The sequence below is a fragment of the Acinetobacter sp. Swhac1 genome (assembly GCF_013390985.1).
Taxonomy (GTDB): Bacteria; Pseudomonadota; Gammaproteobacteria; order Pseudomonadales; family Moraxellaceae; genus Acinetobacter; species Acinetobacter towneri.
Map to the genome: position 1 here is coordinate 95,087 of NZ_JACASN010000009.1, position 13,981 is coordinate 109,067.

14 protein-coding genes are annotated in these 13,981 nt (G+C 42.5%); 4 read left to right on the forward strand and 10 right to left on the reverse strand.

Translation table 11 applies throughout. From position 1 onward, the window contains the following. Positions 1-121: 121 nt before the first annotated feature. Entirely contained in the window at positions 122-2,686 is a 2,565-nt protein-coding gene (gene plsB / locus HX743_RS06625; RefSeq protein ID WP_178318811.1) for a glycerol-3-phosphate 1-O-acyltransferase PlsB, read from the forward strand. Between the two features lie 90 nt (positions 2,687-2,776). On the opposite strand, the gene HX743_RS06630 is transcribed toward plsB, so the two are convergent. The 3 genes from HX743_RS06630 to HX743_RS06640 all read right to left on the reverse strand — a co-directional run bounded on the left by HX743_RS06630 (position 2,777) and on the right by HX743_RS06640 (position 5,205). Beyond that, positions 2,777-3,112 (reverse strand): type II toxin-antitoxin system HicB family antitoxin, encoded by a 336-nt coding sequence (locus HX743_RS06630; RefSeq protein ID WP_004974672.1) that lies wholly within the window; start codon positions 3,110-3,112, stop codon positions 2,777-2,779. A gap of 127 nt (positions 3,113-3,239) precedes the next feature. Beyond that, positions 3,240-4,301, reverse strand: a complete 1,062-nt coding sequence (locus HX743_RS06635; RefSeq protein WP_178318812.1) for an RNA-guided endonuclease TnpB family protein — start codon at positions 4,299-4,301, stop codon at positions 3,240-3,242. Positions 4,302-4,425: 124 nt separating this feature from the next. After that, the gene (locus HX743_RS06640) at positions 4,426-5,205 is read right to left on the reverse strand and encodes an NAD(P)H-binding protein (protein ID WP_178318813.1); all 780 of its coding nucleotides are present in this window, start codon (positions 5,203-5,205) and stop codon (positions 4,426-4,428) included. 36 nt (positions 5,206-5,241) lie between these two features. Here HX743_RS06640 and recG point away from each other — a divergent pair, with 36 nt between their 5' ends. Further along, positions 5,242-7,287: an ATP-dependent DNA helicase RecG gene (gene recG / locus HX743_RS06645; protein WP_178318814.1), complete on the forward strand. Its 2,046-nt coding sequence runs from the start codon at positions 5,242-5,244 to the stop codon at positions 7,285-7,287. 18 nt (positions 7,288-7,305) lie between these two features. After that, positions 7,306-7,941: a ComF family protein gene (locus HX743_RS06650; RefSeq protein ID WP_136144659.1), complete on the forward strand. Its 636-nt coding sequence runs from the start codon at positions 7,306-7,308 to the stop codon at positions 7,939-7,941. A 74-nt stretch (positions 7,942-8,015) separates the two neighbouring features. Here HX743_RS06650 and HX743_RS06655 read toward each other — a convergent pair whose 3' ends face one another. Both HX743_RS06655 and HX743_RS06660 read right to left on the reverse strand, forming a co-directional pair. Then, entirely contained in the window at positions 8,016-8,426 is a 411-nt protein-coding gene (locus HX743_RS06655; RefSeq protein ID WP_004974664.1) for an NUDIX domain-containing protein, read from the reverse strand. A gap of 43 nt (positions 8,427-8,469) precedes the next feature. Continuing rightward, positions 8,470-9,030, reverse strand: a complete 561-nt coding sequence (locus HX743_RS06660) for a TIGR00730 family Rossman fold protein (RefSeq protein ID WP_178318823.1) — start codon at positions 9,028-9,030, stop codon at positions 8,470-8,472. Between the two features lie 154 nt (positions 9,031-9,184). On the opposite strand from HX743_RS06660, the gene HX743_RS06665 reads away from it, so the two are divergent. Next, on the forward strand, positions 9,185-10,198 hold the full coding sequence (locus HX743_RS06665) for a CorA family divalent cation transporter (RefSeq protein WP_096901036.1): 1,014 nt from the start codon (positions 9,185-9,187) through the stop codon (positions 10,196-10,198). Positions 10,199-10,424: 226 nt separating this feature from the next. On the opposite strand, the gene HX743_RS06670 is transcribed toward HX743_RS06665, so the two are convergent. Genes HX743_RS06670 through HX743_RS06690 form a run of 5 tightly spaced genes read right to left on the reverse strand, consistent with a single transcriptional unit; the run spans position 10,425 to position 13,641 of the window. Then, positions 10,425-10,712, reverse strand: coding sequence for a lipid asymmetry maintenance protein MlaB (locus tag HX743_RS06670; RefSeq protein WP_168419182.1), 288 nt, complete (start codon positions 10,710-10,712; stop codon positions 10,425-10,427). A 12-nt stretch (positions 10,713-10,724) separates the two neighbouring features. Further along, on the reverse strand, positions 10,725-11,360 hold the full coding sequence (locus HX743_RS06675; RefSeq protein ID WP_178318815.1) for a phospholipid-binding protein MlaC: 636 nt from the start codon (positions 11,358-11,360) through the stop codon (positions 10,725-10,727). A 15-nt stretch (positions 11,361-11,375) separates the two neighbouring features. Continuing rightward, positions 11,376-12,047: an outer membrane lipid asymmetry maintenance protein MlaD gene (locus HX743_RS06680; RefSeq protein WP_168419183.1), complete on the reverse strand. Its 672-nt coding sequence runs from the start codon at positions 12,045-12,047 to the stop codon at positions 11,376-11,378. Then, on the reverse strand, positions 12,047-12,826 hold the full coding sequence (mlaE, locus tag HX743_RS06685) for a lipid asymmetry maintenance ABC transporter permease subunit MlaE (protein ID WP_168419184.1): 780 nt from the start codon (positions 12,824-12,826) through the stop codon (positions 12,047-12,049). The genes HX743_RS06680 and mlaE overlap by 1 nt, the downstream gene beginning before the upstream one ends. Continuing rightward, positions 12,823-13,641, reverse strand: coding sequence for an ABC transporter ATP-binding protein (locus tag HX743_RS06690; RefSeq protein WP_178318816.1), 819 nt, complete (start codon positions 13,639-13,641; stop codon positions 12,823-12,825). Before HX743_RS06690 ends, mlaE begins: the two co-directional genes overlap by 4 nt. Positions 13,642-13,981 lie beyond the last annotated feature (340 nt).

The window sequence follows — 13,981 nt, forward strand, 5'->3', positions numbered from 1 at the left end:
AACGATAAAATCTAACAATATTCATGCAAATTATCTAAAAATGCAGCGCGATTATTAGATACAATGACGCAAAATAAATTCCCTACTGGCTAGGGACTTAGGTGATGAAGTAGGAGTGAGTATGTCCAAGCGTGGTTTTGGTCAAATGTATCGTCAGCTTTCTGGTAAGCTGCTTGACCTTGTGGTGACACCGCATGTTTTGGGTGAAGTCCCTGTCAAGGATGCGCAAAGTGTAGACTCAAATGCCACTCGCACCAAGATAACTTGCTACGTATTGCAAAATCACTCACGCAGCAATGCCTTGGTGGTCGATGGCGAAACACGTCGCTTAAAACTCACGCCTGCGCTTGATCCATTGGTGATGGGTTCACATAAAGAAAAAGCCTCGATTCTGTTTTTACAGCATCACGATGAGAACAACCTACTCAATCCACCACCTTATGCTTTTCCGCCACGCTTGTTACGTTTAATTGAACAATTAGAACAACACCCAGAACTTGATATTGAATTGGTACCTGTGACCGTGTTGTGGGGACGTTCTCCAGACAAAGAGGATTCGTGGTTTAAACTACTGTTTACCGATACGTGGGCAACGCCTGGCACAGTCAAGCAGTTAATGAATATTGGGGTGCATGGTCGTCAGTCTTATTTGGAATTTCACGAACCACAATCATTACGCGCTTTAATTGAACATGCCAAAACTGAGCATCCAAACCTGTCGCCTGCGACCTTTATTGTCAACACGCTAAATAATTACTTAGATGGGCAGCGTGAAGTCGTGCTTGGCCCAGACTTGTCTGACCGTCGCAATGTCATGCTCAGTCTGATTAAATCTCCCGATGTGCAAGATGCTATTCGTCGTGAAAGTTTACGCAGTAAAATTAGCGTGATTGAAGCCGAGCGTCGTGCGATTGGTTATTTAAATGAAATTGTGTCGGACTATTCTCATGCTGCGGTACGCTTTGCCGATATGGCACTGACCCGCTTATGGACACAATTGTACGATGGCGTGGAAGTGCATAATTTTAGTACCGTGCGCGAACTGGCCAAAGACTATGAAATTATCTACACCCCATGTCACCGCAGTCATATCGACTATTTATTGCTGTCTTATGTGATTTACAAACGCGGCATGATGGTGCCGTACATTGCTGCGGGCGATAACCTGAATATGCCATTTGTAGGTCAATTGCTTCGTGGTGGCGGTGCGTTTTTTATCCGTCGTACTTTCCGTGGCAACGGCTTATACACAACCGTCTTTAAAGAATATTTATTCAGTATTTTGTCGCGTAACACGCCGCTTGAATACTTTATTGAAGGTGGACGTTCACGTACAGGCCGCTTGTTGCCACCAAAAACAGGCATGCTCGCCATGACCATTCACAGTCATTTGCGTGGTCGTGCTAAACCGATTGCTTTTGTGCCAACTTATATTGGTTATGAACGCCTGATGGAAGGTTCAACCTATGTCGGTGAAATGCAAGGCAAGCCAAAAGAATCTGAATCGCTAATGGGCATTTTAAAAACCATGCGCAAGATTGAACGGATTTTTGGCAAGGTGCATGTCAATTTTGGCGAACCTGTGTTTTTAGATGATATTCTAAAACAACACGATGCCGAACACATCAGCATTGAAAAAAATGATGATCCTATTCCACCACAAGTGTCAGATGCAGTGAATACTTCAGCACATGCGATTTTGGAAAACATTAACCGTGCTGCGGTAATTAACCCGGTATCTTTGTTATCGCTGATTTTACTGGCAACACCAAAACATACCTTGGATGAAGAAATTTGTGTGAAGCAGTTAGACACTTACCGTAATCTGCTCACTGCCCTGCCTTATGATGAGCGCACTCAAGTCACACCATTATCAGGTAAAGAAATTATTGCCTACGGCTTAAAACTCAAACTGATTAAACGAGTGCAGCACGTTTTGGGCGATATTATCGCGATTGAAGACCATCAGGCGGTGTTACTCACCTACTTCCGCAACAATATTTTGCATGCCTTTGTCTTACCATCTTTAATTGCAGCATTGGTGAAACATAATGGTTCGATTCGTCGTGGTGATTTAATCAACGTCATTCGTACTTTATATCCGTTCCTGAAAGCTGAGTTGTTCTTGAAATGGCAAGATCAGGAACTCAAAGAACGGATTTGTGCCTATGTAGAAGCGTTAATTCAGGCCAAATTGATTTCTGAAGATGCGGAAGGCAACTTAATTTCACCTGCACCAAATAGTGAAGACCATAACCAGTTGGTAGTATTGGCTGCACCTGTAATGCAGAGTTTAGAGCGTTATTACATGACACTGGCGCTGATTACACAACGCGGCTCAGGCAATATTTCGGCACGTCAGGTCGAAGAACTCAGCCATTTGGTCGGTCAGCGTTTGTCGGTGCTGTATGAATTCAACTCACCTGAATTCTTTGACAAAGCCTTGTTCCAAAGCTTTATTAAAGTCTTAACTCAGCAAGGTTATATCAGCACCAACAGTGACAATGCGATTGTGTTTGATGATAACTTTAAAAACGTCGCACAATACGCCAATTTGGTGTTGGATGATGTGACTTTACAGATGCTGCAACACATCACCACCTTTAGCGATGAAGAATTGCGTGAGGCGTTAGAGGCTCTTGCTGCACAACAGGCGAAGAAACGCTTAAAACGTAAGAAGAAGTAATTTTCACACAAAAAAACATAGCGATCTGTATAGCAATAGGTCGCTATGCTTTAAATTGAATATAGAATAAAGTTTATAGCATTGATAAAATCATACACCTAAGCGCATTAATTTCTCTTGAATTGCATCACTCACAAATGCATTCAAAGAACTCTCCTCCGAAGCTAAAACAGCTTTGCGATGTAATTCAGGACTGATACGAACATTAAATGTTCCCTTGAATGGCTGATCAGGTTTCTTCCCTAATTCTGCACAAGAATCTAAATATCCATCTACCGATTCCTGAAAAGCTTGCTCAAGTGTTTTTAAGGTTTCAGCCTCATAAGTAATAAGATCTCGAATGAACGCCAATTTTCCAAACAACTCACCTGTTTCAAGGTCTGGTTCAATCGTCCCGAGATAACCTTTGTATTTAAAATAACTCATAAAAAACCCTCCTGCTTGAGTGCCTGCTTTACAGCTTTCAATGCCCCACCTTTGATTTCATTTTCAGGGTGAGGTCGATGCAGTAAAATCATGTGCTCGGTTTTGAGGTTTTGACATCCTCCCCCCCTTAAAAGAGGGTGATTCCTACAGCTAGACGCTTATGCCCAAGCGCAAGAATGTTTAGAGCTGAGTTTATATCTCGATCATGAGCTGTACCACAGCTCATGCACTCCCATTCTCTTATTCCAAGATCTGTACTACCTTTGGGACTACTTGAGGTGATCTCACCGCAGCACGAACAGATTTGGGTGGTATAGGCTTCTTGGACTTCTTCAAACAATACGCCTGCGTTCTCGCATTTATACTTGAGCATTGTTTTTAGTGCCGAAAATCCTGTATCCAAAACAGATTTTGCCATTTTGGTTTTTACTAATTTTTTAGCACTCAAGTCACCTACAATAATCAATGCATTTTCATTCACAAGCTTGGTGCTTGCTTTATGCAAATGATCTTTTCGACTATTTGCAATCTTGGCGTGTAATGCACGAACACGCTTCTTATTCCTGGCTCTCTGAGCAATACCTAATGTCTGCTCATATTTTCGATAGAATTTTGGATTTGAAATTACAGTGCCATCAGAACAGGTGGCAATATCTTTTAAGCCTAGATCAATACCAATCGCTTTGGTTGCTGTCGATTTATCTTGCTTAGGCGATTCAACAACAAGACATACATACCAACGCCCACGGCTATCCTCTACAAATGAACCTGTTTTTAACGTGTATTTGCTTAAACCGTAGCTATCCCAAAGCTTAAATTGGTGTTTTCCATACTGGACATATCCAGTGGCATATTTGATAGCCACCTTTTTAAAGGGAACCCATCCCAAAGAGCGCCTTGCTGATTTTTTATTGCTGATACGCCATTTCAGCTTTGCCTTTTTAAATTGCTTTCTTCGGGTGACTAATTCTTCAGTTACAGCCTGAATGGTTTGACTATGTAAATTACATTCTTTGGATGTGCCTTTCGTATATTTGGCAATATCAAAAGCAGAGAGAAATTCACCTTTCCGCTTCAAATGCCTAAACCCTAAATCATTGACATAATTCCAGACGAAGTTCACTTCTGATGCTAGTTGGTCTAACACCTTGCAATGTTTGTCTTTTATACGTAATTTAAGGGTTTTCATGTACTTATATTAACAATCAAAACTCAAGGAAAATAGTCCTTAGTTAAATCAAACGACACTTCATGTCGTGTCGCTTATATCTCTGACCTGAAGGACAGAGTTTTACGCTCCATTTGATAAATGATTACACATTGAATAATTCAAATCCACTCGCCACCATCCTCTGGGCAAAAATCCTTTTCCCTGTTTCACGCTCACTTTCCAACACCAACTCAGGTAAATTTAATTCACGCTGAATCTTTAAAATCATTTCATGCAAAGGCTGAGCTTGGTTATTACTGCAGATGTATGATGGTTCTGGATGTTCCACGTGAAGTAAATGTACCAAAAAGCCCGCCAAATCATCAATATGAATTCGATTTGACCAATGTATATTCGGGTAACTTTGCGTGCTTTCCGCAAGTTTGAGCATGCGTGCTGTCGAAGTACCATAAATACCCGAAGGACGCACAATCACACATTGTTCAGGATAAGCCTGTTGCCACAAGTGTTCCATCTGCAACAACAACTGACCTTGCACATCACTCGGCTTAGGCACAGTATCATCATCAATACATTCACCTGCGTTTTCACCATAAACCCGTGTAGATGACACCACAATAATTCGCTTTACAGGATGATCTTTTAATGCAGTAACAATCGGCTGCACAGAATCTACATAAGTCTGTTGATACGCTTCTACAGAACTCAAAACCGTATTTCGAGATGGTGCAAGTAATACATAAACTGCATCCACAGGTTGAATCTGTGATAAATCGAGCTGTTGAATATCCTGAAGCAGATGCGTCATATCAGGATCTGTTTTCGGACTGCGGCTAATTGTGGTAATTTGATGACCGAGCGTAAATAGTTGTTTTGCAACACGCTGCGATGTTTTACCATAACCAATAAATAGAATATGCATTCAGCACCTAATCATAGCATTTGAAGTTGAGGGGACATGGCTGCAGTCCATCAGTTGCAAGGGGTAGGCTCTGCCTCTGCCGCATTACTCGAAAAACTAAATATTTTCACCACAGATGACTTGTTGTTTCATCTACCGCGTGACTATGAAGATCGTAGCACGATCATCCCCATGAACCAATTAAACGTGGGAAGTAGCTATTTACTCGAAGGTGTGGTCAAAGGGGTCGATTTTCCACCAGGTAAACGCAAGTCGATGGCTGTCAATTTAGAAGATGAATTTGGCAAAATTACCTTACGTTTTTATCATATTTATAAAGGTATTACAGATCGTGCCAAACTTGGCAATCGTTTAAGAGTATTTGGCGAAGTACGGGTTGGAGCACGTGGTCTGGAAATGTATCACCCCGAATTACAACTGATTACTGAACATACCCCACTGCCTAAAACCCAACTGACCGCTATTTACCCAAGCACCGATGGGCTGACCCAAGCCAAATTACGTGAATACGTCAAACAAGCTTTGGCACAGCATAGCGATGATTTGCCTGAACTCTTGCCTGAAAAAATGACCAATGGCTACGCACTCAAACAGGCGCTGGATTATATTCACCATCCACCTTTAAATGCCAATATGCTGCAATTGGCACAAGGCTCTCACCCTGCACAGCAACGCCTGATTTTTGAAGAATTGGTGGCGCATCAAGTCAGTTTACTAACCCGACGGGCTTATATTCAGCAAATTGCCTCACCTGCATTTTCCCCAAGTCAAAAACTAGCACCTGCGTTACTCGGTAACATGCCATTTCAAATGACAGGCGCACAGCAACGGGTTTCGCAAGAAATCATGCAGGATTTGCAGCGTAATAAACCCATGCTGCGCTTGGTACAAGGTGATGTAGGTGCAGGTAAAACCTTGGTCGCTGCAGTCGCAGCGTGTCATGCGCTAGAAGAAGGTTGGCAAGTCGCGCTGATGGCACCCACTGAAATTTTGGCAGAACAACATTATCTGAACTTTCAAAAATGGTTTGAGCCGTTGGGCTTAACGGTGGCATGGTTGTCTGGCAAACAAAAAGGTAAAGCACGCGCAGCAGCCGAACTAAGTATTCAAGATGGCAGCGCCAATTTGGTGGTTGGGACACATGCGTTATTTCAGGACAATGTGCAATTTGCAAAATTGGGTTTGGTGATTATTGATGAACAACACCGTTTTGGGGTCGATCAACGTCTGGCTTTGCGCAATAAGGGTGCCAATCATACTACACCGCATCAATTGGTGATGACTGCAACGCCTATTCCACGTACCTTAGCCATGTCCGCCTATGGCGATTTGGATACTTCGGTGATTGATGAACTACCGCCAGGACGTACGCCTATTCAAACGGTAACCATTCCGCTAGATCGGCGTGAAGAAGTATTACAACGCATTGCCAGCAATTGTGCCGAAGGCAAACAAGCCTATTGGGTCTGTACCTTGGTGGAACAGTCGGAAACCTTAGATGCGCAAGCTGCCGAGGCGACTTTTGCTGAAATTAAAGAACGCTTTCCTGAACTGAATATTGGGCTGGTACACGGCAAAATGAAAGCCGATGAAAAACAAGCCGTCATGCGGCAATTTAAAGACAATCAACTACAATTACTGATTGCCACCACAGTAATTGAGGTCGGGGTCGATGTACCCAATGCTTCAATTATGGTGATCGAAAATGCCGAGCGTTTAGGACTTTCACAGCTGCATCAGTTACGTGGACGAGTCGGACGGGGTGCCAAAGCCAGTTTTTGTGCCTTGTTGTATAAAAATCCACTTTCGCAAAATGGACAAGAACGCTTGCGGATTATGCGCGAAACCAACGATGGTTTTGTGATTGCAGAAAAAGATTTAGAACTGCGTGGCCCTGGGGAACTTTTAGGAACCAAACAAACGGGAGATATGGGCTTTCGGGTGGCTAAATTAGAACGGGATGATCATTTGCTGGCACAGGCGCATCATGTGGCACAGCAAATTTTAAACGATTATCCTACACATGCCGAAGCTTTGCTAAAACGCTGGCTGCCTGAGGCACCACGTTATGCCTATGTTTAAACGGATTGCAGTCCTAAGATGACTCAGCCGATCAATCTACTACAATGCGGCATACAATGGCTGCGCCAACTGCAACCGTGTCAGCTCTGCCATAGCGACACGCAATGGCAACATTCGGTCTGTCAAACCTGTTGGCAACAATTGCCGTGGCGTAGCCAAGCGGTACAACGACAAGAAATGCAGATTCAAGTCACTTTTGATTATCACTATCCAATTAATCGCATCATTCAACAATTTAAATATGAACAGCAGTTACATTACCAACTGCTTTTAGTAGGCGCGCTAAAACAACTGTCTTATCCTAAAATCCAAGCCATTGTACCGATGCCAATTTCCACTGCCCGCTTGACTGAACGCGGCTACAATCAATCTTTATTGTTAGCAAAAGGACTAGCGCGGCATTTAAATGTCCCGATTTGGCAACCTGTGACCCGCTTACAACAGCACGCGCAAAAAGGCTTAAGTCGCTTAGAACGATTGGAAGACATCCAACAGCAATTTCAAATTCAGAATGCGCCTAAAATCCGTTTTCGTCGGGTTTTAATTGTGGATGATGTGGTCACGACGGGCAGTTCAATTCATGCACTCAAACAGCAGTTGCTCAAGCTCGGCTGTCAAAAAGTCGAGGCGGTTTGTCTCGCCAGTGCTGAATAAAAAAACTATTCGGTTGAATATGCTCAACGCATTAAAAAGTTGAACTTAAAATATAGAAGAATGATCAACTGCTCTTAATTTTGTTGTAAATATTGTTTTAACCACGGCATCACCACTTCACGGGTCAGCGGTGCCAACAAAGTATCTTGATCATCCAAATCTACCCACTTCATTTCGGCAATTTCAGCAGCAATTTTTGGTGCCTGATCAAGCTGAACCCAATACACATAACTGACCAAACGGCAGTCGGGCTCATTGGCCGTTGCTGTTTCATAGCGTCCAATAAATTGTTGAATTTGCGCCTGACAGCCAATTTCTTCGGCAATTTCTCGCAACATGGTCGTTTCAGGCGCTTCATTGGGTTCTAATTTGCCACCGACCTGCATAAAACACGCGGTATGCTGTTTACGCACCACCAATAACTGCTGTTTGACATTTAAAATAATTGCAGCTGCAACGGTAATGATGTTGTTGATCTCAGCCATTTTATTTCGCCAGTTCCTGCTGCACCCACTCTAGCTCAGGCACTCACCATTTCATTTCAGGAACACGGTATTGTTCAAATTGCTGCAAAATATTGTCAATACAATTCGATACAATCAATGCCTCACAAAAACGTGGCTGAGTAAAACCTTTTTCAGAGGTCTGTCTTAAAAACTTCAGCAAATCATCATAAAAGCCAGCTACATTAAAAAAGGCACAGGGTTTTGAGTGAATTCCTAATTGTGCCCACGTCCATTGCTCAAAAATTTCTTCTAAAGTTCCAGAACCACCCGGCAAAGCAATAAAGCCCTCGGCCAATTCTGACATTTTTATTTTGCGGGCATGCATGTTTTCTACGATGTGTAATTCGGTCAAATGCGGATGCGCCAATTCATGCTCTGCCAAACTTTCAGGCATGACACCAATTGCACGCCCACCTGCGGCCAAAGTACTATCTGCCACCACACCCATTAAGCCTGAGCGTCCACCGCCATAAATTAAAGTTTTGCCTTGTGCAGCCAATGTTTCACCCACTTTTCGTGCATTTTCAACAAAAACTGAATCTTTTCCTGGGGCAGAACCACAGAAAATAGCAATTGACGACATCATTTTTTCACCATGTTATCTGGCTGTCATGCCATAAAATTAAACTTCAGGGAGATTTTTAAATAAAATAGCATTCTGAGCAGTGTATTTAGTAAGATCCTTGTCTAAAATACACCCATCCACAAAACCCATACTGCGCAAGGAGAAAAGACGAATGCTTGAAGCCTTTTATGCCACAGAGCGCGGTAGTCTGGAAGATGCCACCATTAACGGTGGTTTTGATTTGCATCCAGATCTGGTCTGGATTGACCTGATTGCCCCTTCACAAGAAGAACAGCAATGGGTACTAGACGCATACTCACAAAATTTACCAACCTTAAAATCTTTGGAAGATATTTCATCTTCAGCGCGATTCTACCGTGATGATGACGGTATTTTACACATTAGCACCTATTTTTTAACTAAAAATAAAAACTATCAAGTCGATGGTGAAACTGAAGACAATTCCAGTATTTTAGCCACAGTACAAACCGTTGCCTTTATCTTACATAAAGAACACCTGTTTACCCTACGCGGTGAAAAATTAGTGGCATTTCGGGCATTTCGGGCACGGGCACGACGTAACGACTACGAAATTGATTATAAAGACCCGACTTGGGTGCTTTTAGGCTTGCTTGAAGCCAAACTGGACGAACTTGCGGATATCTTAGAAGATATCCACAAGGACTTGGAAAAGTATTCCACAGAAGTTCTGAATAACCGTCATCGTGAGCAAATTTTAGACCTCGATGACATGATTACCCGACTGGCACAATTAGAAGACATGCTTGGAAAAGCGCAATTGTGTTTGATTGATTTACGTCGTGTCCTGACCTTTTTGGCACGTCCGCGTGCGTTGGGCAGTCATATTTACGATGCCGACATTCGAGAACTCAGTGAAGATGTACGCTCACTGGTCGAACACGATGCCTTCTTATTCCAAAAAGTGCGCTTCTTGCTCGATACCACTTCAGGCTTCATTAACACCGAACAGAACGACACGATTCGTCGATTCTCGATTTTGCCGAGTATGTTAGCGCCACCGATGTTAGTTGCCAGTGTTTATGGTATGAACACCGACGTGTTACCTTTTGCCAAAGGCACCACCAGTTTTATAGTGGTCAGTATTATTTTAATTGGCTTCTTTATTGGCCCATTAATTTACTTTAGATGGAAAAAATGGATTTGATGCCTTTTATTCCCTCTCTTTTTAGGTTTAGGAGAGGGTTAGGGAGAGGTTTGCAATCTTTTCTCTCCTTTTAGAAGCGGGTTAGAAAGGTTTGCAATTTTTCTTCTCCTTTTAGCAGCGGGTTAGAGAGGTTTGCAACCACTCATAACCTCCCTTTAGTAAAGAAAGGAAATTAACGCAATAAAAAAAGCACCTTACAAGTAGGTGCTTTTTTGTGGTTTCAGTTTTAGGCGATCAGTTTTAAATCATCTTGCAAATGACACGCTTGAATGATTTTCATCATTTTTTCAGGAACAGCTTTAAACTGTAAGCCTTTGGCTTCTGGTGTCTGACGCAACCATTGCACCAAAACAGCCAAAGCCAAAGTGCTGCCTTGTTCCAGATTTGCCAAATTCACTACCAAAGGTAGTTGCTGTTGACGAATCAACTGTATGCCTTTTTGGTAATATTGCTCAGCATTACTGAAATCTATTTTTCCAGAAACGCATAATTCCTGATTTGATAATTCAATCACGCCACACCTAACCTATTTTTTCTTTTCAACCGCAGCTTCTGCATCTGGCTTAAAGGTTGCAATAGCTTTATCAATATTGCCACCATTACGCTTCACGTTTGCCGCAAACTGGTTACGGAATTGCAAACCTAGATCAATACCCGAAACGTTGATGTTACGGATTTTCCATTGGCTGCCTTTATCTGCCAACTGGAATGACACAGGAATTTTTTCACCATTGTGAACAAAGTCGATGGTCACTACAGGGTTCTTGCTGTTGGTCGCCTTATAAGGACGCATGGTATAGGTTTGGTTACTGAATTTCGCAAACGCTGTACCATAGTTCTCAATTAAGGTTTCACGGAAGTTTTTCTCAAACTGTGCACGTTGTGCCGCTGAGCTGTATTGGTTGGTTGCATAAGTCCCCATCACAATACGGGTAAATGCTTGCGCATCTACATACGGGTCAAGGTTCTGACGCACAATGGTTTTCACCAATGCTGGATTGTTCTGCAATTTAGCATGATCTGCTTTTAAACGTGTAATCAAGCTATCGGCAACTTTTTTCACAAAAGCTGGTGGCGCTTCTGCGGGTGCAGCAAATGCAGTACCTGCCAACATGGTAGAAAGCACACTTACCGCCAGAGTTTGCTTTAAAAGTGTTTTCACGGACAATCTCCTCAATTACTCAACAAATGACACTTCTGCATCTGTTGTTTCAGCTGTCGCTGTATCTGTGTCTGACGCTGCATTGGATGTTTTCGCTGCACCGCCAGTAATAAACTTACTGATTAAATCTTCTAAATCCATGGTGCCTTGGGTATTGGCAATGCTTTCGCCACGTTTCACAAAGTTCAAACCACCACCTGGAACAACTTTGAGATACTTCTCACCCAACAAACCATTGGTTGCAACCATTATGTAAGCATCTTCATCAATACTGGTGATGGATTTCATGTTACTCAACAGTTGTTGTTCCATTTCTTTTTGTTGCTCAGGACTTGCCTGTTCGTATTCAGCACTGTAACGCAATTCTTCAACTGCATAATTTTGCACTGTTTTTAATTGCTCAGCATTAAAACTGGTCAGTTTACCATCCAACTCAAATTCAACAGTGGCCAAACGTGATACAGGGTCTAAGGTGATGTCATTCACACGCCCAATGGTCACACCGCTCATGGTGACTTTAGCACGTGGTTTTAAACCATTCACATTGTCAAACGTTGCGGTCATATTATAGCTGTCACGTAAATTGGTTCCGACCAATCCACTGACTTTCATCGCCAAGAAAAACAATGCAATGCCTGTCAGAATGACAAAAACACCTACGGCCAGCTCACTAGTACGTGATTTCATTAAACACCTCCGAACATGACCGCAGTCAACACAAAATCAAAACCTAAAACACATAATGAAGAATACACCACGGTGCGCGTGGTCGACGTTGCAATGCCTTCTGAGGTCGGCACACAGGCATAGCCCTGATACACTGCAATCCAGGTACAAATTAATGCAAAAACAAAACTTTTAATAATGGTGCCATTAAAAATATCTTTATAGAATTGCACGCTGCTTTGCATGCCACCCCAGAAAGAACCTTCATCTACACCCAGAAAATCTACCCCAACCATTTTGCCGCCCATAATGCCAATCGCAGCAAAAATAATGGATAGCATTGGCAGGCTAACAATACCCGCCCATAAACGTGGTGACACAATACGCTTGAGTGGGTCTACCCCAATCATTTCCATACTGGCCAATTGTTCTGTAGCTTTCATCAGACCAATTTCAGCGGTTAAGGCAGAGCCTGCACGTCCTGCAAATAACAATGCTGCAACCACAGGGGCGAGTTCACGTAACAAGGTTAAAGACACCATGGTACCAAGCATGGCTTCCGAGCCAATATTGACCAAAATGGAGTAACCTTGTAAGCCTAAAACCAAACCAATGAATAAACCCGAGACCGCAATAATGAGTAGGGACATAACGCCTACACGGTACATCTGGTAAACAAACAGTTTTACCCCAAGCCAAGTTGGCATGGAAAATAAGATTTGCAACAACATTTGGGTGGCGACACCAATGCCACGAACACGCTCAATGACGCGTTGACCTAATGCGGCAATAGCATTCATGAACGCACCTCATCACTTAAATAAGCCTGATGGCTAAATTGATAATCGACAGGCCCTTCGGCAGCGCCTGTTAAGAACTGACGCACAAATGCCGATTCATGCTGTTTTAATTCTGCAGGTGTACCTTCGCCCTGAATCACGCCTTCCGCGATAATATAAATGTAGTCGGCAATTGATAAAGTTTCGCCAACATCATGCGAGACGATAATGGTGGTTAAATCCAACGCTTCTCGCAAGGAACGGATTAAACGGGTCAACACACCTTTTACAATCGGGTCTTGCCCTGCAAATGGTTCATCATACATGATCAATTCAGGGTCTAACGCAATCGCACGTGCCAATGCCACACGACGGTTCATCCCGCCTGAGAGTTCTGCAGGCATAAGTTGTTCTGTACCACGCAAACCGACTGCTTCAAGTTTTAAAGCCACCAGTTCTGCAATTAAATGTTCAGGCAACTGGGTATGTGCACGCAATGGAAACGCGACGTTTTCATATACGCTCATATCGGTAAATAATGCACCGCTTTGGAATAACATGCCCATACGTGCGCGCGCAGCAAACAACTCCTGACGCGACATTTGCGCAAGATTTTTTCCATCCAGAAAAATATCACCATGATCGGGAGTCAACTGACCACCAATCAAACGTAATAACGTGGTTTTACCAGTACCTGAAGGTCCCATAATGGCAGTAATTTGACCACGGCGAATCTTTAAACTGACATTTTCGAAAATGACACGTTTCCCTCGTTTAAAGCTCAGTTCATTGACTTCAATCAATGACGGCTCATGTTGAGGCATTGGATTATTCATAGCTGAGGGTCTTCCTGCATTTTTTCAGCACGCATACTATAAAGGATTGAAGCGCAAAATGTTATCTAGCAAATTTTTAAAAACTGTGCACGTATTGTTCAAGCAGTCTTATTATTGTTATTTAAATCACTTTTAGGACAGCAACAATTTAAAAGTAAGAAGAAATAATATAATACATTAAATTGCATAAGATGAGTGCTAAACCAATATACGGCATCATTCCCTCTCTCGTCTGCATGAGCAATCGTAAGCTATTGATGTTCATAATTAGCAAATAGAGTTAAAAACGTGACTTATTATACATTTTATTTATCTAAAACAAAAATATTTAACATAAAAA

Coding starts and splice junctions, on each gene's coding strand:
- plsB (WP_178318811.1), top strand. CDS start 122: ATGTCCAAGCGTGGTTTTGGTCAAATGTATCGTCAGCTTTCTGGTAAG.
- HX743_RS06630 (WP_004974672.1), bottom strand. CDS start 3,112: ATGAGTTATTTTAAATACAAAGGTTATCTCGGGACGATTGAACCAGAC.
- HX743_RS06635 (WP_178318812.1), bottom strand. CDS start 4,301: ATGAAAACCCTTAAATTACGTATAAAAGACAAACATTGCAAGGTGTTA.
- HX743_RS06640 (WP_178318813.1), bottom strand. CDS start 5,205: ATGCATATTCTATTTATTGGTTATGGTAAAACATCGCAGCGTGTTGCA.
- recG (WP_178318814.1), top strand. CDS start 5,242: ATGGCTGCAGTCCATCAGTTGCAAGGGGTAGGCTCTGCCTCTGCCGCA.
- HX743_RS06650 (WP_136144659.1), top strand. CDS start 7,306: ATGACTCAGCCGATCAATCTACTACAATGCGGCATACAATGGCTGCGC.
- HX743_RS06655 (WP_004974664.1), bottom strand. CDS start 8,426: ATGGCTGAGATCAACAACATCATTACCGTTGCAGCTGCAATTATTTTA.
- HX743_RS06660 (WP_178318823.1), bottom strand. CDS start 9,030: ATGTCGTCAATTGCTATTTTCTGTGGTTCTGCCCCAGGAAAAGATTCA.
- HX743_RS06665 (WP_096901036.1), top strand. CDS start 9,185: ATGCTTGAAGCCTTTTATGCCACAGAGCGCGGTAGTCTGGAAGATGCC.
- HX743_RS06680 (WP_168419183.1), bottom strand. CDS start 12,047: ATGAAATCACGTACTAGTGAGCTGGCCGTAGGTGTTTTTGTCATTCTG.
- mlaE (WP_168419184.1), bottom strand. CDS start 12,826: ATGAATGCTATTGCCGCATTAGGTCAACGCGTCATTGAGCGTGTTCGT.
- HX743_RS06690 (WP_178318816.1), bottom strand. CDS start 13,641: ATGAATAATCCAATGCCTCAACATGAGCCGTCATTGATTGAAGTCAAT.